This window comes from Bacillus sp. FSL R5-0512 (assembly GCF_038593295.1).
Taxonomy (GTDB): Bacteria; Bacillota; Bacilli; order Bacillales; family Bacillaceae; genus Bacillus; species Bacillus safensis.
The window spans coordinates 2208556-2229285 of the sequence record NZ_CP151982.1 but is presented as its reverse complement, the minus strand read 5'-3'; the positions used below and the strand labels follow the sequence as shown (position 1 = coordinate 2229285).

The 20730-nt window shown below is 41.2% G+C and carries 27 protein-coding genes, 1 tRNA gene and 1 riboswitch; of the genes, 20 read left to right on the top strand and 8 right to left on the bottom strand.

The features are described from left to right. The first annotated feature begins 65 nt into the window (after nt 1–65). From NSQ25_RS11425 to NSQ25_RS11415, 3 genes are all read left to right on the top strand, one after another. On the top strand, nt 66–1190 hold the full coding sequence (locus tag NSQ25_RS11425; RefSeq protein ID WP_065214633.1) for a M14 family zinc carboxypeptidase: 1125 nt from the start codon (nt 66–68) through the stop codon (nt 1188–1190). 156 nt (nt 1191–1346) lie between these two features. Then, nucleotides 1347–2600, top strand: a complete 1254-nt coding sequence (locus tag NSQ25_RS11420) for an MFS transporter (protein WP_065214634.1) — start codon at nt 1347–1349, stop codon at nt 2598–2600. A gap of 76 nt (nt 2601–2676) precedes the next feature. Further along, the gene (locus tag NSQ25_RS11415; protein WP_024427984.1) at nt 2677–2991 is read left to right on the top strand and encodes an MTH1187 family thiamine-binding protein; all 315 of its coding nucleotides are present in this window, start codon (nt 2677–2679) and stop codon (nt 2989–2991) included. Between the two features lie 23 nt (nt 2992–3014). On the opposite strand, the gene NSQ25_RS11410 is transcribed toward NSQ25_RS11415, so the two are convergent. Beyond that, entirely contained in the window at nt 3015–3188 is a 174-nt protein-coding gene (locus tag NSQ25_RS11410; protein ID WP_003217333.1) for a DUF2759 domain-containing protein, read from the bottom strand. A 157-nt stretch (nt 3189–3345) separates the two neighbouring features. Here NSQ25_RS11410 and NSQ25_RS11405 point away from each other — a divergent pair, with 157 nt between their 5' ends. Further along, the gene (locus NSQ25_RS11405) at nt 3346–3984 is read left to right on the top strand and encodes an MBL fold metallo-hydrolase (RefSeq protein WP_034280195.1); all 639 of its coding nucleotides are present in this window, start codon (nt 3346–3348) and stop codon (nt 3982–3984) included. A gap of 44 nt (nt 3985–4028) precedes the next feature. Here NSQ25_RS11405 and NSQ25_RS11400 read toward each other — a convergent pair whose 3' ends face one another. Beyond that, nucleotides 4029–4271: a DUF2626 domain-containing protein gene (locus tag NSQ25_RS11400; protein ID WP_003217440.1), complete on the bottom strand. Its 243-nt coding sequence runs from the start codon at nt 4269–4271 to the stop codon at nt 4029–4031. A 212-nt stretch (nt 4272–4483) separates the two neighbouring features. Here NSQ25_RS11400 and NSQ25_RS11395 point away from each other — a divergent pair, with 212 nt between their 5' ends. Continuing rightward, nucleotides 4484–4864, top strand: coding sequence for a Spx/MgsR family RNA polymerase-binding regulatory protein (locus NSQ25_RS11395; RefSeq protein ID WP_007501232.1), 381 nt, complete (start codon nt 4484–4486; stop codon nt 4862–4864). Between the two features lie 55 nt (nt 4865–4919). Here NSQ25_RS11395 and NSQ25_RS11390 read toward each other — a convergent pair. Next, a tRNA-Gln gene (locus NSQ25_RS11390) sits at nt 4920–4990 on the bottom strand. A gap of 97 nt (nt 4991–5087) precedes the next feature. Here NSQ25_RS11390 and NSQ25_RS11385 point away from each other — a divergent pair. From NSQ25_RS11385 to NSQ25_RS11345, 9 genes are all read left to right on the top strand, one after another. Then, a complete protein-coding gene (locus tag NSQ25_RS11385; RefSeq protein WP_024422979.1) occupies nt 5088–5963 on the top strand; it encodes an STAS domain-containing protein in 876 nt (291 codons plus the stop codon). A 177-nt stretch (nt 5964–6140) separates the two neighbouring features. After that, nucleotides 6141–7211, top strand: a complete 1071-nt coding sequence (gene comGA / locus NSQ25_RS11380) for a competence type IV pilus ATPase ComGA (RefSeq protein ID WP_041117979.1) — start codon at nt 6141–6143, stop codon at nt 7209–7211. After that, a complete protein-coding gene (gene comGB / locus NSQ25_RS11375; protein WP_034280202.1) occupies nt 7192–8232 on the top strand; it encodes a competence type IV pilus assembly protein ComGB in 1041 nt (346 codons plus the stop codon). The genes comGA and comGB overlap by 20 nt, the downstream gene beginning before the upstream one ends. Before the next feature lie 16 nt (nt 8233–8248). After that, on the top strand, nt 8249–8542 hold the full coding sequence (gene comGC / locus NSQ25_RS11370) for a competence type IV pilus major pilin ComGC (protein WP_024422977.1): 294 nt from the start codon (nt 8249–8251) through the stop codon (nt 8540–8542). Continuing rightward, the gene (gene comGD / locus NSQ25_RS11365) at nt 8535–8981 is read left to right on the top strand and encodes a competence type IV pilus minor pilin ComGD (protein WP_070326501.1); all 447 of its coding nucleotides are present in this window, start codon (nt 8535–8537) and stop codon (nt 8979–8981) included. Before comGC ends, comGD begins: the two co-directional genes overlap by 8 nt. Next, on the top strand, nt 8965–9279 hold the full coding sequence (gene comGE / locus NSQ25_RS11360; RefSeq protein WP_034621606.1) for a competence type IV pilus minor pilin ComGE: 315 nt from the start codon (nt 8965–8967) through the stop codon (nt 9277–9279). The genes comGD and comGE overlap by 17 nt, the downstream gene beginning before the upstream one ends. Then, entirely contained in the window at nt 9191–9718 is a 528-nt protein-coding gene (gene comGF / locus NSQ25_RS11355; protein WP_260983449.1) for a competence type IV pilus minor pilin ComGF, read from the top strand. The genes comGE and comGF overlap by 89 nt, the downstream gene beginning before the upstream one ends. After that, nucleotides 9715–10098, top strand: coding sequence for a competence type IV pilus minor pilin ComGG (gene comGG / locus NSQ25_RS11350; RefSeq protein WP_326136240.1), 384 nt, complete (start codon nt 9715–9717; stop codon nt 10096–10098). Before comGF ends, comGG begins: the two co-directional genes overlap by 4 nt. A gap of 59 nt (nt 10099–10157) precedes the next feature. Beyond that, on the top strand, nt 10158–10352 hold the full coding sequence (locus tag NSQ25_RS11345; RefSeq protein ID WP_024422974.1) for a YqzE family protein: 195 nt from the start codon (nt 10158–10160) through the stop codon (nt 10350–10352). A 34-nt stretch (nt 10353–10386) separates the two neighbouring features. On the opposite strand, the gene NSQ25_RS11340 is transcribed toward NSQ25_RS11345, so the two are convergent. Next, nucleotides 10387–10665: a DUF3889 domain-containing protein gene (locus tag NSQ25_RS11340; RefSeq protein ID WP_061109527.1), complete on the bottom strand. Its 279-nt coding sequence runs from the start codon at nt 10663–10665 to the stop codon at nt 10387–10389. Between the two features lie 300 nt (nt 10666–10965). On the opposite strand from NSQ25_RS11340, the gene tapA reads away from it, so the two are divergent. The 3 genes from tapA to NSQ25_RS11325 are packed head-to-tail and all read left to right on the top strand — an operon-like array spanning nt 10966 to nt 12976. After that, the gene (gene tapA, locus NSQ25_RS11335; RefSeq protein ID WP_144496218.1) at nt 10966–11493 is read left to right on the top strand and encodes an amyloid fiber anchoring/assembly protein TapA; all 528 of its coding nucleotides are present in this window, start codon (nt 10966–10968) and stop codon (nt 11491–11493) included. 52 nt (nt 11494–11545) lie between these two features. Then, nucleotides 11546–12118 carry a signal peptidase I gene (locus NSQ25_RS11330; protein ID WP_034280218.1) on the top strand — a complete coding sequence of 191 codons (573 nt, stop codon included), beginning with the start codon at nt 11546–11548 and terminating at the stop codon, nt 12116–12118. Between the two features lie 57 nt (nt 12119–12175). Next, nucleotides 12176–12976 carry a TasA family protein gene (locus NSQ25_RS11325; protein ID WP_034280222.1) on the top strand — a complete coding sequence of 267 codons (801 nt, stop codon included), beginning with the start codon at nt 12176–12178 and terminating at the stop codon, nt 12974–12976. A 67-nt stretch (nt 12977–13043) separates the two neighbouring features. On the opposite strand, the gene sinR is transcribed toward NSQ25_RS11325, so the two are convergent. The 4 genes from sinR to NSQ25_RS11305 form a co-directional block, all read right to left on the bottom strand. Next, nucleotides 13044–13379 carry a transcriptional regulator SinR gene (sinR, locus tag NSQ25_RS11320; RefSeq protein WP_024422969.1) on the bottom strand — a complete coding sequence of 112 codons (336 nt, stop codon included), beginning with the start codon at nt 13377–13379 and terminating at the stop codon, nt 13044–13046. Between the two features lie 33 nt (nt 13380–13412). Further along, complete coding sequence (locus tag NSQ25_RS11315; RefSeq protein WP_075623492.1) at nt 13413–13577, bottom strand: anti-repressor SinI family protein; 165 nt, start codon at nt 13575–13577, stop codon at nt 13413–13415. A 183-nt stretch (nt 13578–13760) separates the two neighbouring features. Continuing rightward, a complete protein-coding gene (locus NSQ25_RS11310) occupies nt 13761–14558 on the bottom strand; it encodes a YqhG family protein (protein ID WP_326136241.1) in 798 nt (265 codons plus the stop codon). Between the two features lie 14 nt (nt 14559–14572). Further along, complete coding sequence (locus NSQ25_RS11305; protein WP_326136242.1) at nt 14573–16243, bottom strand: SNF2-related protein; 1671 nt, start codon at nt 16241–16243, stop codon at nt 14573–14575. Nucleotides 16244–16496: 253 nt separating this feature from the next. Continuing rightward, nucleotides 16497–16603, top strand: a riboswitch (glycine riboswitch). A 201-nt stretch (nt 16604–16804) separates the two neighbouring features. On the opposite strand from NSQ25_RS11305, the gene gcvT reads away from it, so the two are divergent. Genes gcvT through gcvPB form a run of 3 tightly spaced genes read left to right on the top strand, consistent with a single transcriptional unit; the run spans nt 16805 to nt 20718 of the window. Continuing rightward, a complete protein-coding gene (gene gcvT / locus NSQ25_RS11300; protein ID WP_046311744.1) occupies nt 16805–17902 on the top strand; it encodes a glycine cleavage system aminomethyltransferase GcvT in 1098 nt (365 codons plus the stop codon). Nucleotides 17903–17918: 16 nt separating this feature from the next. Then, nucleotides 17919–19265 (top strand): aminomethyl-transferring glycine dehydrogenase subunit GcvPA, encoded by a 1347-nt coding sequence (gcvPA, locus tag NSQ25_RS11295; RefSeq protein WP_034280234.1) that lies wholly within the window; start codon nt 17919–17921, stop codon nt 19263–19265. After that, entirely contained in the window at nt 19258–20718 is a 1461-nt protein-coding gene (gene gcvPB / locus NSQ25_RS11290) for an aminomethyl-transferring glycine dehydrogenase subunit GcvPB (protein WP_034280236.1), read from the top strand. The genes gcvPA and gcvPB overlap by 8 nt, the downstream gene beginning before the upstream one ends. The last annotated feature ends 12 nt before the right edge of the window (nt 20719–20730 follow it).

Below are 20730 nucleotides of genomic sequence, written 5' to 3'. Positions count from 1 at the left end.
TTTTTAGAAGCAGGGGTTTTCTTTTTTTGCCTTCCGGCTCATATAGTATGAGAGGAGGGATGTAAATGAAGACAACGTCGTTTGGAAAAATTGAATGGCAGCTGGATGAAGCAGGGAGGGATGCTGTGGCAAAGCAGCTTGGCATAGGAAAAGCGGCTTTTCATTTATCAAATCAAACAAGCACTGATGAGCTTCTTTTACCAGGATATAGACTTCCAGAAGGAGTCCATGTATTTGATTCGATAGGTGATGTGCAGAGATTTATTGCACCTTACAGACTGCAGCAATCCGATGATTGGATCAATGGAACATTTGAATATGATAGCGCTCAATTAGAAGAAGAGCTGAGCCGCTTGAAAGCTGTATTTCCTTTTCTTCATATCAGCGTCATTGGCCATTCAGTGCTTGATACACCTATTTATGAGATCCGAACAGAGCCTGTTCAGCATTTACATTCTATTCATCTCAATGCCTCATTTCATGCAAATGAATGGATCACGACGTCTGTTTTATTAAAATGGCTGAAATCGCTTTGCTTAGCAGCGTCTGACCCAGTGCAGGCAAGACATTATGAAGCGGTTCATATCCTGCAGACCACCGCTTTATCCATCGTGCCAATGGTTAATCCAGATGGAGTCGATTTGGTACGTAATGGACCGGAGTCACTAGGTCTTCATCGTGAAGAATTCACTCTGCTAAACGGTGGATATTCCGATTACCGGGAATGGAAAGCAAATATTCGAGGGGTGGATTTAAACAATCAGTTCCCTGCTTATTGGGAGATCGAGTACTATCGTCATCAGGCGAAAGCACCGTCCTACCGGGATTATCCTGGGCGCGAGCCATTAACAGAACCAGAAGCGAAAGCGATGGCAAATCTTGCGTTGCGAAAACGATTTGACCGGCTGATCGCCCTTCATACACAAGGAGAAGAGATCTATTGGGGTTTTCTTGGCCATGAGCCAGCCATCTCAAAAGAAACGGTCAAACGATTCGAACAAGTGAGCGGCTACAAACCGATCCAATATCTCGACAGCTATGCAGGCTATCGCGATTGGTTTATTTATCAATTTCATAATGAGGGCTATACAGTCGAGCTTGGTCTAGGGAAAAATCCTCTTTCCATGGTTCAATTTGATTCGATCTATGAAAAAACAAAGCGGCTTTTGTGGGAAGCGTGTAAGTGTTAAAAGCACCTGTCTGGTGCTTTTTCATATTCTGAGAAACAATCAATTGCTTATGGTCAATAAAAACAATGTTGAAGCAATTGACGAAGGTCTCCTTGTAAGCTATTGTGAAAGATATGGATGTAAAAAAAAGGATATGATTTAGGGAGATGTCGACTATTGAGTGCGCAAAGCCTGTGGAAAAGAAATTTTACTTATTTATTTGTTTCTAAAATGTGCAAAATTACGGCTGATAGTTTATCTTTCAACACCATCTTGTGGCTTTTAGTACTAGGAGGGAAAGGGGCCATAGGGACAGCTTTTTTTATTGCGGTCAGCTTTGTCCCTCAAGCGATTGTTGGGCCATTTATTACGCCCATGATGAAGCCGCATCAATTGAAATTCTGGATGTGCTTTGCTGATTTAACAAGAGCAGCGATTATCCTTGTAATTGTGGTTAGTTACTTTTATGGTTTCACACCATTAGTCCTCATCATTGGCTGTATGCTGCTGCATTCGGCGACAGGAGGTTCCTATGAACCGGCATCTGTATCGATTATTCCAAAGCTTGTCCATGAGGACCTCATACAAAAAGCGAATGCAACCATCCAATCAGCAAGTCATGTAGTAAGACTTGTGACGGTCACGATTTGTGGTGTCATGATTGCATTTGCAGGCGTAGGTTATACAATGCTTGTGATCATTCCTCTTTACCTTTTGTCCGCTTTATTGGTGTTCTTGATTTCATATCAAACAGACGTCATCATCGATAAAGCCAAAAAAGGATTATCTTACGGCAAAAGATTAATTCGAGGTTTTTCACTTGTTAGAAGCCACCATATTTTGTTTCCATTAGCGATTTTTTGTGTCTGCTCAAACTTTGCTGCGGCACCATGGGAAGCATTGTCTGTTATTTATTTAACAGAAGACTTACATAGTGGACCGGTCGTCTATTCATTCATCAAAGTCACAACTGCACTAGGCGCATTTTTGATGGGGTTTGTTTTGACAAAGATAAAAGTGAATCGGTATGGATTGCTGTTTATAGGCGCTGGGATCGTTGATGGAATCGCCTTCTTCATCACAGGTATGAACGCATTGTTGCCTCTTGTGTTTATATCAGCTTTTGCTTTAGGAGCAGCAATTAGTGCAGTTAACGTACCCGAACATACGATGATTCAATTGTCAGTAAAGGCAGAGGATCAGCCGCAAGTGTATGCGATCATCAACATGATTTCCTACTTAATGATTCCGTTAGGCGCCCTCCTTGGTGGCTATATGGCAACAATATTTGGATCTGGGTATGTCATTGCGGCCGGCGGCATCATTGAAGCTGTTTCAGGTATATGCCTGCTTCTGTTTACAAAGATCGGGAAGGTAGAGAGAGCGGATTTGACGATAGAACGAGACAAACCTGCCGTAAACGCAACGTAAGCATGGCATGATTGAATGAGGATAGGTTACAATGAGGACGAGAAAACATGAGAATTTAATGGAAAGGGGAAAAATTATGGCTATAGCAGACGTCACCATCATTCCGATAGGCACTGAAACACCAAGTGTCAGTGCTTATGTAGCAGATGTACAAAGAATTTTAGAAGGCTTTCAACAAGAAGGGAAAATCAAATATCAATTAACACCGATGAATACGTTAATTGAAGGTGAATTATCCGTTTTATTTGAGGTCATTCAGCGCATTCATGAAGCCCCTTTTGAAAAGGGATTGCACCGAGTAGCGACCAATATTCGCATCGATGACAGACGGGATCAAACCACAACACTTACAAGCAAATTAGAAAGCGTGAATAAGCATTTAAATCAATAAAAAAGCCTGCTATAAGCAGGCTTTTAATGTGCAGTTGGATAACCGCTATAGATGATGGTCATGACAGTGAACCATCCAAAAACCAAAAATGTAGCGCCTGCAAAAGCGATGGCAAGTACGTTCACTTTTTTTAGTGAGCGATAGATGCCAAGCGCAGCTAAAATCGTGACTAGACCAAAAATAATGACGAGCATCATATGAAAGTCCCCCTTTGTCATCAATCCCCTTGATTTCCTTTCTTTTCATTTTAACCGTTTTCATAAAGCTTGTCGAGTAGATTCCAGTTGACGATTGTTTGAATTTTTATTGAATAGCCTTCATAATAAAAAAGAATGAATAAAGTAGGTGATGAAAATGAATTGGAGAAGAATGCCACTAGGCTATGTACAAGCGAACGCATATATTTGGAAAAATGAACAGGGAGAATGCTTAATTTTTGATCCAGGCGGTGAAGCGCAAAAGCTGATTTCCTATGTAAAAGAAAAACAGCTCACACCGCTTGCTGTCTTATTGACACATGCTCATTTTGATCATATTGGCGCGGCAGATGAGGTGCGCGAAGAGTGGGGAGTGCCGCTGTATGTACATGAAAATGAAAAAGAATGGCTCACGAACGCTGAATTAAACGGTTCAGCTCGATTGATTGGGAATGGAATTACGGTCAAAGAAGCTGAAAAATTGATTACGTCAGAAGGAACGCTTCAAATTGGGTCGTTTACATTAGAAATGTTCCATACACCAGGGCATTCACCTGGCAGTGTGTCTTACTATTCGGCGGAAGAAGGATTTGTTATTTCTGGTGACACGCTATTTGAAGGCGGTATCGGAAGAACAGATTTAGTAGGCGGCAGTCAGGAAGTGCTGCTTCAATCAATCCATCATAAATTATTGTCATTGCCAGAATCAACTCTTGTTTTAAGTGGACATGGCGGAGAAACCACTGTGCTGACGGAGCAGGAGCAAAATCCGTTTATTAATGGATTTTCTCTTTAAACGTATGAAAAAAGCATCTCTTTTTATAGAGATGCTTTTTTCAATTAATGTCCGGTACCGGGAACCATGATGAAAATCGAATAATATGTAAATCCGGCAAAGAAAATCGTCAAGTACGCTCCGAAAATGTAAATATACATTCTTTCGGATAAATTCAAGTAGGATAAAAATACAAAAAGAACGGTTTGACCGAAGAATAGCAGCGATGCATCTTTCATATGTCCTAAATAGAACATGACAGCAAAAATACCCGTCCAAAAGCCAAGAACGCGGAACATGCGATTCATTTCTTTCCCTCCCCTTAAAAACCCCTTTGATTCATATTATAGCTGATCATCACTTGTTATGTAAACATTTACATTTTTGACATCATGTGAACAATTTATTTTGAATGTAGAAAAAATTTTTTTGAAAAAATGATGAAAAAGTGTTTATGCCGAAAAACATGAGGGTACTTACTCCATAAGAGAAAAGGTTAACGACCTAAGGAGGAAGACTAATGAGTGACATTACTTTTTATTCATACCCGAGCTGCACGTCTTGCCGCAAAACAAAACATTGGTTAAAGGCGAATCAAATTGATTTTAAAGAGCGTCACCTTTTCAGAGAAACGCCAACACTAGATGAATTAAAAAAGATTCTTTCTTTAACAACAGAAGGAATGGATGAAATTTTAGCCACACGAAGTCAGGCTTTTAAAAGCTTAAATTTAAATATTAATGACTTAAAAGTAAACGAGGTCTTACAGCTTCTCATTGAAAAACCAAAGCTGCTCCGGAGACCAATCATCATTGATGGGAATAAATTAGTGGTCGGCTATAATCCCGGAGAACTCATGAAAATATCAAAGAAGAAAGCGATTCATCAATCGGTATCCTAATAAAAAACGAAGATCAGCTGAAACAAGCTTCAGCCGTCTTCGTTTTTGTGCTGAACTGGGCTAGCTGGGTTCGAACCAACGATCACGGAGTCAAAGTCCATTGCCTTACCACTTGGCTATAGCCCAATATCAAACGTGTAATGTTATTGTTCACCATCTGCGGTCATTTATACATAAAAGTTGTATGTCACGAGTTTTAGTGAAAAAGGAGCGAAAGAAATAAATGAAAAATGAAAAATCAAAGCAATTATACGAATTTATCCTAAAAGAAGCCCCTGTCATGACCGAAGAATGGCTAAAAACAAGAACAGAAGAAGGCTCATTATATTCTAAACATGCTTCAGAGGAAACGGAAAAGAAGCTGAAGGAACAGAACACAGCGTTTATTCAAACCATTGCAGCCACGCTTGTGACACTGTCTGACAAAGTAGAAAACCATTTGAAAAAGTGGTCTGTTGATATTGCACGTGATCGAGCAGTGCACGAGGTGCCGTTATATGAAATCATTGGACAGTTTAAGATTTTCCGCCACATTTTCTGTTCGAGAATTGAGACATTCACCCAAGAAACAGAGCTTGAAGTGACGCTGCAAGATGTGTGTCAGTGGAATCAGCATTTTCACGCCACATTTGATGACATGATTGAGCGTTTATCAGAAGAATATGACCGCGTGACACTTAGTCAGCTGAATGCACAAAGAGAGATGATTCAAGAGCTAAGTGCCCCAGTTATTCCAGTATCAAAGGAAATTGGGATTTTGCCGCTGATTGGGGAAATCGATACGTACCGGGCCAAAATCATTCTGGAGTCCGTACTAGAACAGGCTTCAAGACTGCGTCTAACACACTTATTTATTGATATTTCTGGTGTTCCCGTTGTTGATACGATGGTGGCTTATCAGCTGTTTAAAGTGGTCGATAGTGCGAAGCTGCTAGGAATTGAGACGATTATTTCAGGCATCCGCCCAGAGATCGCTCAAACTGTAGTGAAACTGGGCATTGATTTCTCAAAAGTAAATACTGAGCATAGCCTTGCAAAAGCGTTAGAAAAAAGAGGATTTCGTATCTTTGAAGAGCAGCCGCAAGAAGCCACATCATGACCAAAAAACCTGTACTTGTAAAAGTCAGGTTTTTTTATATGCTCTTTTCTAAAAAATGATGTAATGCATCGTGAGTTGAGGGTTTTCATCATTGATTAGTCATGAAAATCATAAATTGCTCTTTTGTCATTCACGTTCCGCCATTCTACAATGTGATCAGAGAAAGGAGTGATCCACTTGTATGGGATTGAATATTTAAGGCAAGAGCTGCTAGAAGAAGCATGCCGCATGAGGGCTTCTGATGTGCATATTGTGCCAAAAGAAAAGGAAGCTTCGGTGTCATTTCGTGTTGATTCAGATTTAATCCAGCAGCGAACGATTGATAAAAAAAGCGGAGAGAGGCTTATTGCACATTTTAAGTTTTTATCTTCTATGGATATCGGGGAAAAAAGGAGGCCGCAAAATGGCTCGCTAGCTGTAATGCTAAGAAACGGTCAAGTGTTTATTCGGATGTCTACCTTGCCGACAGTGAATGATGAGAGCTTAGTGATTAGAATTTTACCGCAGGATCATGTTCCGAAAATAAAACATCTATCATTATTTCCGAAAGCCTCAGCCAGATTATTATCCTTTTTAAACCACTCGCATGGACTCATTTTATTTACTGGGCCAACAAATTCAGGGAAAACAACAACACTATATTCATTGATCCAGTTTGCAAAAAAGAATTTTAACCGAAATATTATTACACTTGAAGATCCTGTCGAAACAAGGAATGAAGAAGTGCTGCAGGTTCAAGTGAATGAAAAAGCCGGCATCACGTATGCCGCTGGATTACGCGCTATTTTAAGACATGATCCAGATGTGATTGTGCTAGGAGAAATAAGAGATGCTGAAACGGCTAGAACGGCGATTAGAGCAGCACTGACAGGCCATTTAGTATTGAGTACGCTCCATGCAAAAAATGCAAAAGGAGCCCTTTACCGCATGCTTGAATTTGGTGTGACGATGAATGAACTTGAACAAACCATGGTTGCGATTGCTGCCCAGCGATTAATCGAGCTCACCTGTCCTTTTTGCGGAGAAAGATGTCAGCTTTACTGTAAATTAAATCGACCGATCAGACGAACAAATGTATTTGAGCTGCTGTTCGGAAAAGAGCTTGGTGAATGTATCAAGGAGGCTAAAGGAGAATATGCTCACTCGTCATATGAAACACTGCAAAGATTAATTCGTAAAGGAGTGGCACTCGGCTATTTATCAAAAAACACTTACCATCGCTGGGTTTATGAAGAAGCGAGCCTCTAAAGTATGGTCTAAAAAGGATCAAGCTGAATGCCTATCAAAACTGGCTCAATTAATTCAGGCTGGATATACATTGATTGAGGCATTAGTGATGGTGAATATCCAGTTATCAAAACAACAGCGGCAGCAATTAAAACTAGGTATTCAGTGGCTGCACGAAGGCGAGCCTTTTTATGTAGTGCTGGAGAGACTCCATTTTCAGAGGGAAGTCATCGCTATACTATGTTTTTCTGAGAAGCATGGCAGTCTAGCCCGTGCTTTAGAACAAAGCGCCCGTTTTTTAGAGAAAAAAATCAAACAGTTAGACACGTTTAAACGTATGTTACGTTACCCGCTTTTCCTCATCTTCACGGTTTTGGTCGTGCTGGTACTCGTTCAGCAAATGATCATTCCTCAATTTTCTGTTTTGTACTCATCGATGGATACCCGCATGTCTTGGCTGATTCAAGGGATGTTTGGACTATTTCAATTCCTTCATGCTTTTCTGCTCATCACTAGTTGTCTGTGTATCTGTCTTATTGGATATTATGCTGTTTTTTTTAGGAAAAAGTCGACCCTTGAGAAATTGAGGGTGATGAGTAAGCTGCCTTTTTTATATAAAGGGATGCAGCTGATGCATACGTACCTTTTTTCTCTTCAGCTCAGCGGACTGCTTCAGGCTGGGTTATCGATGTACGAAGGTTTGCAAGCTTTTAAACAGCAAAGCTACCTGCCTTTTCTTCAAGAAATAGGTGAACAAATGATGGAAGAGTTAAGAAAAGGAGAAAGCATGGCCCATCAAGTAAGCGTGTCTCCTTTTTTCGAAAAACATTTTGCAGCCATCATCAAGCATGGTGAAGCCAGTGGAATGCTTGCGAGAGAAATGTACACGTACAGCCAATTTCTATTAGAGAATGCAGAGCTAAAAATTGAAAAATGGATTTCTTGGCTGCAGCCGGTTATTTATGGGGTAACAGCACTTCTTATACTCATCGTGTATTTATCTATTCTTTTACCAATGTATCAACTAATGGAGCAAGTGTAAGAAGGAGGACAGAGTCATGAATGATAAAGGATTTACCCTGTTAGAAATGTTAATAGTCATGCTCGTAATATCCATTCTTTTACTCATTACCATACCGAATATCACACGTCATCACCAAGCTATTCAGGCAAAGGGCTGTGAAGGGCTTAAATCAATGGTCAGCACACAAGTGATGGCATATGAATTGGAGCATGATGGGAAGACGCCATCTTTAGCTGAATTAGAAAAAGAAGGTTATGTCAAAAAGGGGTTAACTTGTCCTAATGGAAAAGCGATTGTCATTCAAAACGGCAACGTGAAGCATGAATAAATTATTTTTACATGAGAAGGGTTTTACCCTGATTGAACAGCTGTTGATTTTACTTGTTTTATCGATTGTATTGTCGATCATGGGAGGGAAAATCCCAAATATAATAGAGAGCGCTGAAGCCAAAAGACAAGTAAACATCATGAAACAAGATCTTCAATTGGCATCATATACTGCATTTATCAAAAAAACACGTGTACATGTTGGGATCCATCCGCCGCAGGTATCTTATCAGGTAATAGATCAAAAGAGTAACGAAGTCATTGCTTCATATCAACATAAAAAGGGCAGCATCAAAACTTCTACATTCTCGCAAGGTATCTATTTTAATGCAAACGGACATCCAAGCAGCGGTGGATCTCTCATTGTCGAATTTGGCAGTCAATCGTATAAACTCACGATTTATTTAGGAAGCGGGCGAATCCATGTTCAAAAACAATAGAGGATTTAGTACGTTTGAGACACTGTTTGCCTGTCATCTCTTTCTATTTGCTGCTCTAGTGCTCATTCCAGCCTATGAAAAACTCATGATGGGGAAAAAGGAAGTGAGAGCCAAGCTTGAAGCTTATCAGGTTTTACATGAACAGATGAATGAAGCGTTCATAAATGGGACAACATCTTCCATCAAAAAGAAGAGAGGCGAGATCACGTATGTTTTCAATTGGCGTAAACAGAAGGGATGTGTTTCATACAAAGTACAAAAAAAAGAGACCATATGCTTTCAGCATGTGGAGCGATGACAAAGCTTTTACCCTTTTACAAGCTTTGTGGCAGTTGCAGCTATTTCTATTACTTTCTTTTGGCTGTGGACTGATCTTTTCAGCAGCTGAGAAAGCTCGTCCATTTGAAGACATCAACGGATTTTCCCAAATGGAGTGGAAACAGACTGTCCTGCAATTAGATGAGGAATTAAGTCGTGCCGATGCTGTGAAATCAGTGAAAGATGGAAAAGCGTTAGAGTATATTTCTGATCAAGGGCGAGTGGTAACAATTGAGCCATACCAAGAGATGCTTCGAAAACGAACGGATCAAGCTGGACATCTTCCTTTATTGCATAAGGTGAAACAATTTCACGTGAGAACGAGTCAGCATAGAGCGATTCTAAAAGTCACAGATGGATCTGGTAAAGTGTATGAAGCCGTTTTTTTCACATATAAAGGAGTGGTTCGTAAATCGTGAAAAGAGAGGAAGGGTTTATCTATCCGCATGTACTTGCGGCGATTTTATTTTTTCTCTTGATCCTAGGGTCGATAACAATGGGGTTTCAAAAAGAACTGAAAAGTGCAGAGCTGACGATTTCTTTTTATAAAAAACAGCAGCTTTTTAGGGTGGGTGTGAGTGAAGCTGCCAGCACAGTAGAACGTATTTGTGCGAAACAGAAAACCCATATTGATACTGAAGAAGGCCGTGTGACACTGAAGCGGATGAAATGCGATCTTAAGAAAAAACTTGTCCTTGTTTTGGTGAAGGTGAAAACAAAAGATGGTTTATCCGATGAGCGTGAACTGATGCTGGATTGGAAGACCGGTGAAATCATGATATGGGCAAATCCTGATTAGCCAGTGTATAAAATCATCCTCTTCCTGGTAAGACTTGAAGGAAGAAGAGGTGAAAGTGCTTGAAAACAAATGACTATGTAAAATATATGACGCAGGAAATCATTAAATATATGAATACACCACGTGACGAACGGAAGGAACACAAACAAGAAAAAATAGAAACGAAACCGCCGTTTTCACAGCGTTTATTTGGGGTTCTGCCGTTTGGCTTATCCATGATGCTTAAAAAACGCCAGCGCCATAGACGAAAGTAAAAAGCCGCCCAGCAGGCGGTTTTTCTATGCCGTTTTAGCTGTATTCCTCCACAACAATCACTTTATTCACCTTATTTGAGTAAGGATTATAGGAAATGGTGACAAACACCCCAAATTCCTTTGTATGGTCTTTTAAGGTAATATGATACTGCTTCACAGATTCCTTATCGCGGTGGCGGTCCCATACTTTTTGTTTAAATAATACTTGCGTTAGCGGGTATCTTTTTTTTGCTTCTTTAACTGCCCGCGTTTCCCATTGATCTGCGGCGGCAGTCAAACCTCTCGCATCAACGGGTTTGAACTCTAGCATCATAGGACTCAGCAGTAAACTGAGCATGATTATGATTTTTCCATATTGCACTGTAACATCACCTCACCTCTTCATATCCTGACCAAATCCTACATTTTTATGTAAGTTTTAAGAAGTACAAATGTCACACAAAAAAATATTGAATATGGTGAAAAAATGAGAAAATGGGAGAATTTTCTCGTAATGGTTCTTGTTTAAGAACAAAATGGACTAATTTGACGTTTTGGGTTTTATAGGTATTTCCTTATACTGTATATAATCGTTCTTTTTAAAGAACAAAAGTTCAAGGAGTTGAAGGAATGAATGAAACAGTCGCTCTTTGTACTCTTTTGTGCCATTTGTTTGATTTTGACGTCTTCCATCATGACACCAACGAATGCTTCTTTTAACGATGTCGAGCACAAAAACTTTGTCATGAAAACATGTGAAAATTTTGAACAGACAGATCAGCATTGTCAGCCTAAAAAATGGGACCTAAGTCAATTGGAGCTTATCGATCAAACGATGATCGAAGGAACAGTCTGCGCACCTCAAAAACTGAGCATGACACTAAAAAATAGTGGACAGCCTATTGCGTACTCTGAATGGAAGTGGGAATTACATAAAATAGGAAATGATCAGAAGCCATTACAAGATGGTCATATTCTTGAAAAGGGCTCCATAAAGTCCCTGTTGTCGCAAGAAACAGCGACTGTCACGACAGATAAAGCAAAAACAAATGGAAGCTATGCATTTAAAATCTATTATCCTAAAGGGTTTGGCGCATCTGATCAGGCGTACTTTTGGTCTAAACCGATGGTGCTCTCAAAGTGTCAAGAAAAGGCGTCCTGAATGGAGCTGACTTTTAAAGTGAAAAAATGATAGGCGAAGGGGAGAAGGGGTTATGAAAAAATGGATGAAGATGTCTGGGAGTATTCTTTATGTGATGGTGTTCACGGTGATGATAGCCTCTATTATTGTCGTGTTGTCATCAAGAACAACAGGAGGAGAACCTCAGATCTTCGGTTATCAATTGAAGCAAGTATTATCAGGTTCGATGGAACCAGAATTTTCAGCTGGGTCACTGATTGTCGTAAAACAGGTCGCCTCACCTGAGACGCTCAAAAAAGGAGATATTATTACGTTTCAAACAAAGCAGGATCAGTCCTTTGTGACCCACCGCATTGTTGGGGTGAAGGGAAAGGGTGCATATAAAGCGTTTGAGACGAAGGGTGACAACAATATGTATCAGGACGGCACGCTGGTAAAAGCGGATCAGGTAACTGCGCAGTATATGGGAGTGAACATTCCTTATGCGGGTAAGCTTCTTTCGTATGCAGGGACATCTGCTGGAACTGCTTTACTCCTTATCATACCAGGTGTCATGCTGCTCGTTTATTCAACCATTCATTTTGTGGGCGCAGCGAAACATCGTAGACACACGGCTGATGTACATATGAAAGAGGAACAAGCTTAAATCGTTTGTAACCTAATCAGGTTTCAATAAAACAATAAATTAGGGGGTTTATTATTCATGGCAATGAAGAAATCAATTCGTTTAGGTGTATTATCAGGGGCTTTAGGTCTTGCATTAATTGGCGGGGGAACATGGGCGGCGTTTAATGATATTGAAAAGGCAAACGCGGTCTACTCAACAGGAGAGCTGGATTTATCTGCTAAAGAGAACTCCGGCGCCATCAACCTTGCGAACTTAAAACCTGGTGATCGGATCAAGAAAGAATTTCATTTTGATAATAAGGGATCATTAGCGATAAACCAAGTGCTGATGAGTCTTGATTATAGCCAGTTTACAGATGGATCTTCCGCGAAGAATGGCGGTAAAAATACAGCTGAAGAATTTCTCAGCCAGTTTCAGGTGAGTGTTCTTACGGTTGGAGCCGAAGGTGGAAATGGTTATCCGAAAAATATTATTTTAGACCATGCAAACCTGCTTGACTTGCATCAATTAACGTCAAAACAGGATCAGACCGCATTTGAAAAGCTTCGTCATGCCGTCGATGAGAAGTTTTTACATGAAAGTGGGAAAATTAATGTAGCAACTGTTGATGGAACAGTGGCTCCAGAGTATGACGGCATTCCAAAGAATCCGTTTGATTACGATAAAGTGGAAATGATCATTGAATTTATCAATGACCAGACGAAGGATAAAGCTGGTCACTATATCCAAAATAAATACCAAGGCGATGCGATTCAAATTGATCTTTCCTTCGAAGCGACTCAGTGGAATGGTTTAACGATCAATCCAAAAAAGCATACGGATGAAAAAGGCTACGTGAAAGAAAACGAAAAAGCACACAGCGAAGATAAAAAATAAAGCCAGTCTTTAGGCTGATATCAAGGTCTGCATAGCAATTGGAGGAGTATGCGCTAAAACGTGCGCTTTACTCCTCTTCTTGCTTTTTTCTCCAGATTTGATAATCTAAAAATTCACGAAATTGCTTTTTCGAAACCCCTGATGTCATTGCATCTCGAACTAGTTTTTCCCATTCACTATCTAATTGACCATCGTATTCGGTTTCATCTTTTTCGTTTAAAAGTGTATGAACCGAGACGTCCAGAACAGCGGAGACTTTTTCAAGAAATTGAATGGAGGGGTTTGTTTGCAAGTTTCTTTCTATTGAGCTTAAATAAGACTTCGCTACCCCAGCCTTTTCGGCCAGTTCTGATAGTGAGTAGCCTTTTTCATTGCGGTATTGTTTAATACGCTGGCCAATCAATGTCATCACCTTCCTTTCGATATTATAGCACATTCAGAAAGGTTTGATAGAATGACTTCTTACCAGAGGGGGAGACTCAGAGGACTTTTCATTTGATTTGAGGAAATGACGGACTTCTTCAACTGTTAGTCCTGCCTTGCGAGCTTCGCGTAATAATTGGATCCATTCACTGTCTAATTTGTTCGTTTTCTTTTCCATACAAATACCCTCCTAAAATACTGAATCATGTATTTCAGGCACTTAACGCATGAAATGGAAAGACATAGGTGGTAAGACCTCATAGTTTGCTTGCGTCATGTTTCCGCCCAATACAAACAGACAAACTTTGCTTTAGACTGATCGAAAATTGTATGTCACATAAAAGGGGAGGGGGACCATGAGTCAACCTCCTCTTTTTTGCTGTAAGTAAAAAAGTCCGCCATTTTCAATCGTAAGACTGATTTTTGGTTCATATAAAGTTTTAAGTGCTTGTCTTTCTATTTCATATTCTACAGATGTGTCTGAAGTCCCTTCATAAAATTGGTTTAAAAGTTCGGAGTCTTCCTTCCATTTTTGAACGGCTCGCACTGCCCAGTCATCTGGCTCTTTATGGGCATAACGCTCCATGAGGCTGTAGAGCCGTTTGATTCCGCTTTCTGGCTTAATCATTGTACTCATCGTAAAGCAATAATCGGGAATTTGAGATGACAGCTCACGAGCTTCCAGCTTCTCTTGAAATTGTTCAATGACTTCTCCGCGAATGAGATGAAGGCCTAATGATAAAAGCTTATCCTTCTTCCGGTCTGCCAGATAAGAGATTTTTACATTGAGACCAAGCCATGGCTCAAGGGCGATCTGGTTGTTCGTGAGCGGGCTGACTCGTTCATAAAGCCGGATAAAACGGCCCTGCTCTTTGACCGCCTCAAATATTTGAAATAACCGTGGGGAGCCGAAATGGATAAATTCACCACTGGTCGTATCACCCGCTTTTTTTTGATCTGTGATGAATGTCAACTGCCGCGGTTCAGGTACACCGCCAGTTTTTTCAAGCCAGTGCCAATAAAAAGGACGGTTCATAATTAATTTATCCATTTCGATTGTCAGCTGTACGGTCATATGTCCTGCACTTTCTTCTAATATGCTGCATTGATTCGCCTTGAAAAAACGGAGAAGAAAGGTGTGAATGTCATGCTGCTCCATTGATCAACTCTCCTTTATGAGCCCTGCTGTCTTTTTTCTAAAAGTGGTGTTTGTGCTTCAGTTAAATAAGAAGCAAACTGGGTTAATTTCTTTTTCATGTCTCCGCCTGAATCATGCTGGAAGAGGATTTGATGCAACTTTGTTTCGACATCTTCAATATCAATTCTCGTTAAAATATCATCTAAATCGCCTATGACGTTTTCAAACAGCTGAATTTTCTCATATAAAAGCTTTAAAATATGCTCTTCAACTGTTCCGTTTGTTGACATATTGTAAATGTGCACATCCCGCTCTTGGCCAAGGCGGTGGATACGTCCAATTCTCTGTTCTAAACGCATCGGGTTCCACGGGAGGTCGTAGTTGATGATTTGGTTACAAAACTGAAGGTTGATCCCTTCGCCGCCAGCTTCTGTCGCAATTAACACTTGCGCCCGTTCTCTGAATAAATCTTTCATCCAATCTTTTTTGCCCCGCTTAAAGCCGCCCCGAAATGGCACAGAGCTGATGCCATTTTGCTGTAGAAACCATTGTAAATAAATTTGTGTGGCACGGTATTCGGTGAAAATAATGACCTTCTCATTTAACTGCTGAATGAGTTTGACCACTTCAAGCGCCTTTGAGTTTTGCTCCACTTGATTGATTTTCTCCATGATTTGCGTTATAGCAGAAGATCCGAGAATATGCTTTTCTTCTTCCTGCATTTTTTTAATCGTCATATAAACTGCTTCACGGCTTGAACAGCATTCTCGTTCCAAGGTCATAATGGAAAACATATGCTTTGTATAAGACGGATTCTCTTTCAGCTTGCAGATTTCATCATACAATGCTTGTTCTGTCGGAGAGAAATCAATGGAAATCGTTTTGACATGCCGTTTTGTCCACTCGATGCCTGTGTCTTGTCTTCGGTTTCGAATCATCACTTTATTGACGAGCTGTTTTAATCGGTCATGGTCTTCAAGCTGCAAGTCCTTTTTGGCAAAGAGATCTTTAAATTGATGTTCATTTCCTAGGTGGCCTGGCTTCAGAAGGGAAACGAGATTAAATATTTCTCCGATCCGGTTTTGAATAGGTGTCGCTGTCAGCAGCAGGCAGAACTTCTTATTCAGGTTTCTCACAAATTCATAGTTTTTCGTTTTATTGTTTTTCAGTTTGTGTGCTTCATCGATAATGACCATATCGTAGGCAATCGATAAAATTGTGTCTCGATGTGGCTGTCTTTTGGCGGTGTCAATGGAGGAAACGACAACGTCACACTGCTCCCACACATAGCTCTTTTTTTGTTCAACAGCATCAATATAAAATTTCGTCCGCAGCTCCTGTACCCACTGAGACACAAGGGAGGCGGGGACGAGAATGAGAATCTTTTTGGCAAGTCCACGAATCATGTATTCTTTGATAATGAGTCCTGCTTCTACGGTTTTTCCAAGTCCCACTTCATCTGCTAGAATGGCTTTCCCATTCATTTCTTCTACGACTCTTCTGGCTACTTCGAGCTGGTGCTTTAAAGGTGTGAATGCAGGCAGGTGCGCGGGAGCTTGCAGCCCCTCGAATGAATCAATGGCTGTGACTTTTTGAACCTGCGTCGCTAAACGATACATATCCCAGTTCGCCCAGGGGCCGTCTGCTGAAAGCCGCTGCTGAAATTCATTTGCCCATTCCTGATCAAAAATCGTTTGAATATTCAATGTGGTCGCCTGCCTTTCTTTCTAGTAGGGTCTGATAAAATTGTTCTGTTTTTAAACGCTTCATTTTTTAAGAGGTCTCTAAAAGACTAGATATATGAATAAAAGCGAACGATATCGAAAGGTTGTTTTAAAAATGTTAATGATTTTTCTGTTGCTCTTCATCCATTTCTAATGGTAGGATGTTGATAAGTGATCTAGAAAATAAGTCACCCATTTTGATAGTATGTCCAATAAATGTGAAAAATATGAGCGGATGATGGTATGGGGAGAGACTTGGCGGTTATTTTGCACTGGCAGGCGCCGAAGGAGCAAGCTGAATGATTCAGTGAATCTCTCAGGCAAAAGTACTCTTACCGGACGCAACTCTGGAGAGTGTTTGCTTAAGGGTTTTAGCAAACCACCAAAGGGGAAAACGCACAAGGATATTGTGCTGTAAACTTTCAGGTGCAAGGACAGAGACTTCTTTTTGATAAAAGGGAGCGCTCTGTCCTTTTTTGCTGTGATTTTTTTCTGAAAATTCAGCTTGCATTTGCACTGTAAGAAAAAAGGGGGAAACGATTGATGTTGAAACGAACACCGCTTTTTCATGCGTATGAAACGTTTGGCGCAAAAACCATTGACTTCGGGGGCTGGGAATTACCTGTCCAATTTTCTTCCATTAAAGAAGAACATGAAGCTGTTCGAACAAAAGCAGGGCTTTTTGATGTGTCTCACATGGGTGAGGTGGACGTCAAAGGTCAAGATGCCCTTCCATTTTTACAAAGGTTATTAACCAATGATGTGTCTAAGCTGACAGACGGTAAGGCACTATATACAGCGATGTGTTATGAAGATGGCGGAACGGTAGATGACCTGCTCGTCTACCAAAAAGAAAAGAATCACTATTTACTTGTCATCAATGCATCAAATATCGATAAAGACGTGGATTGGCTATTGAAGCACCAAGAGAAGGATGATGTATTGATCAAAAATATTTCTGATCAAACCGCCTTGCTAGCGCTTCAAGGACCTCTTGCAGCTGACATCATCAAAGAGGTGGCAGATGAAGAGGTGACATCGCTTAAGCCATTTACGTTTTTATCAAAAGCTGAGGTCGCAAATAAAGAAGTGCTCGTTTCCAGAACAGGCTACACAGGTGAAGACGGCTTTGAAATCTACTGCCAGTCAGAAGATGCGGTCCACCTTTGGTCAGCTTTATTAGAAGCGGGGCAGCCAAAAGGACTCATTCCATGCGGACTCGGTGCACGTGACACCTTGAGATTTGAAGCAAGACTTCCGCTTTATGGCCAGGAGCTGACAAAGGATATCTCTCCATTAGAAGGCGGCATTGGTTTTGCTGTCAAAACGGATAAAGAAGCTGATTTTATCGGAAAAGCTGCACTTAAAAAACAAAAAGAAGAGGGACTGAAACGAAAGCTTGTCGGCATTGAAATGATCGATAAAGGGATACCGCGTACAGATTATCCAGTCTTTTCAGGAGAAAAGCAGGTTGGGATTGTGACAACAGGCACTCAATCCCCAACATTAAAGAAAAATGTCGGGCTTGCTTTGATCGAAACCTCAGTGGCAGAGCTTGGGGCAGAGGTGGAAGTACAAGTTCGCAAAAAACGTCTAAAAGCCAAAATCGTCGCAACACCATTTTATAAAAGAGCCAAATAACGAGGGGGAATAGAGGATGAAGCACAGGTATTTGCCGCAAACAGAGCAAGATCAAAAAGAAATGCTGGATGTCATCGGCGTTCAGTCGATTGATGAGCTTTTTTCAGATATCCCAGAGAAAGTTAGATTCAAAGGAGCATACAACATCAAAGAAGCCGCATCTGAAACAGCGCTTGTCAGGGAATTATCCCGACTAGCTGCAAAGAATAAGGATACAGTTTCCTATGCATCGTTTCTTGGTGCAGGTGTATATGATCATTACCAGCCTGTCATTGTCGATCATGTGATCTCACGCTCTGAATTTTATACTGCGTATACACCTTATCAGCCGGAGATTTCGCAAGGTGAATTGCAAGCGATCTTTGAATTTCAAACAATGATTGCTGAGCTGACGGGTATGGATCTTGCCAACTCCTCGATGTATGATGGCGGGACGGCACTTGCTGAAGCGGCAATGCTCGCTGCGGGACATACAAAGAAGAAAAAAGTGGTTGTTTCTGAAACGGTTCACCCTGAATCAAGAGCGGTGCTGAAAACATACGCCAAAGGACAAAACATTGAAGTTGTTGAAGTGCCTGCGAAAAAAGGGCAGACAGATCTAGCTGCATTGGAAAAGACGGTCTGCGATGATACAGCAGCAGTTCTCGTGCAATATCCAAACTTTTTTGGTGTAGTCGAGCCGTTAAAAGACATTGAACCCATTGCACATAAAGGAAAAAGCCTGTTCATTGTCTCTAGCAATCCCCTCGCACTCGGACTATTGACGCCTCCTGGAAAACTCGGGGCAGATATTGTCGTTGGTGATGCGCAGCCGTTCGGCATCCCGGCTGCATTTGGCGGACCTCACTGCGGATATTTCGCCGTGACGAAAAAGTTGATGAGAAAAGTGCCAGGTCGTTTAGTCGGGCAGACAGAAGATGAAAATGGTGTTCGTGGATTTGTCCTGACCCTTCAAGCGCGTGAGCAGCACATTCGAAGAGATAAAGCGACGTCAAATATTTGCTCAAACCAAGCATTAAATGCATTAGCTGCTTCTGTTGCCATGACGGCACTAGGGAAAACAGGCATAAAAGACATCGCCTATCAAAACGTGCAAAAAGCCCATTATGCCAAGTCGCAGGCAGAAAAATATGGACTGCAGGCGGATGTAGAAGGAGCTCATTTCAATGAATTTGTGATCAAGTTACAGGAGCCTGTGAAAGAAGCCAATAAACGATTGCTTGAAAAAGGAATCATCGGCGGCTACGACTTGGGGCTATACTACCCAGAGCTTCAGCAGCACATGCTTGTAGCCGTGACAGAGCTAAGAACAAAAGAAGAAATTGATACGTTTATCAAGGAATTGGGGGATCGCCATGAATAAACAAGATCAGCCGCTTATTTTTGAATTATCTAAAGAAGGAAGAATTGGGTACAGCCTGCCTGATTTAGATGTACCTGAACAGGAGATCCCGTCTTTATTTGATGAGACGTACATCCGTGATGAGGAAGCTGAGCTTCCTGAAGTATCTGAGCTTGATATTATGCGTCATTATACAGCATTATCAAGACGCAATCATGGGGTCGATTCCGGATTTTATCCTCTTGGCTCATGCACGATGAAATATAATCCAAAGATTAATGAAAAGGTTGCACGGCTTGCAGGGTTCTCACAGGTTCATCCGCTACAAGAGGCAGACACTGTGCAAGGTGCATTAGAATTACTATACGATCTAGGTGAACATCTTGAAGAAATTACGGGAATGGACGCTGTGACATTACAGCCTGCGGCAGGAGCACATGGCGAGTGGACGGGACTCATGATGATCCGTGCGTATCATGAAGCAAGGGGAGATCATCAGCGTACAAAAGTCATTGTGCCTGATTCTGCTCATGGAACGAACCCGGCATCTGCGACAGTCGCTGGATTTGAAACCATTACCGTCGCATCTGACGAAAACGGGCTTGTTGATTTAGAAGATTTACGCCGCGTTGTTAATGAGGAAACAGCTGCTTTAATGCTTACAAACCCGAATACACTCGGCCTCTTTGAAGAAAATATTTTAGAAATGGCTGAAATCGTTCACGGAGCTGGCGGTAAGCTTTATTATGACGGAGCCAACTTGAACGCTGTTTTAAGCAGAGCAAGACCAGGAGATATGGGATTTGATGTTGTCCACTTAAATCTTCATAAAACCTTTACAGGCCCGCACGGAGGCGGAGGTCCTGGCTCAGGTCCTGTTGGCGTTAAAAAGGAATTAATTCCTTATTTGCCAAAGCCAGTGCTTGTGAAGAAGGAAGGCCGTTTTTACTTTGATCATGACCGTCCAGAATCAATTGGGCGCGTGAAGCCATTCTATGGCAACTTTGGCATTAACGTCAGAGCTTATGCGTACATCCGCTCTATGGGGCCAGACGGTTTAAAGGCTGTAACCGATAATGCCGTGTTAAATGCGAACTATATGATGCGCCGCTTAAGTGCTCATTATGATTTGCCGTTTGATCGTCACTGTAAGCATGAATTTGTTCTTTCAGGTAAACGTCAGAAAAAATTAGGTGTGCGGACACTGGATATTGCCAAACGATTACTTGATTTCGGCTATCATCCGCCAACGATCTACTTCCCGCTCAATGTAGAGGAATGTATCATGATTGAACCGACTGAAACAGAATCAAAAGAAACACTTGATGCATTCATCGAAGCAATGATTCAGATAGCGAAAGAAGCAGAAGAGAATCCTGAAGTGGTGCAGGAAGCGCCGCATACAACGGTTGTCAAACGTATGGATGAAACAAAGGCCGCACGGAATCCAGTTCTCGTTTTTGAAAGAAAATAAAGAAAAAAGACT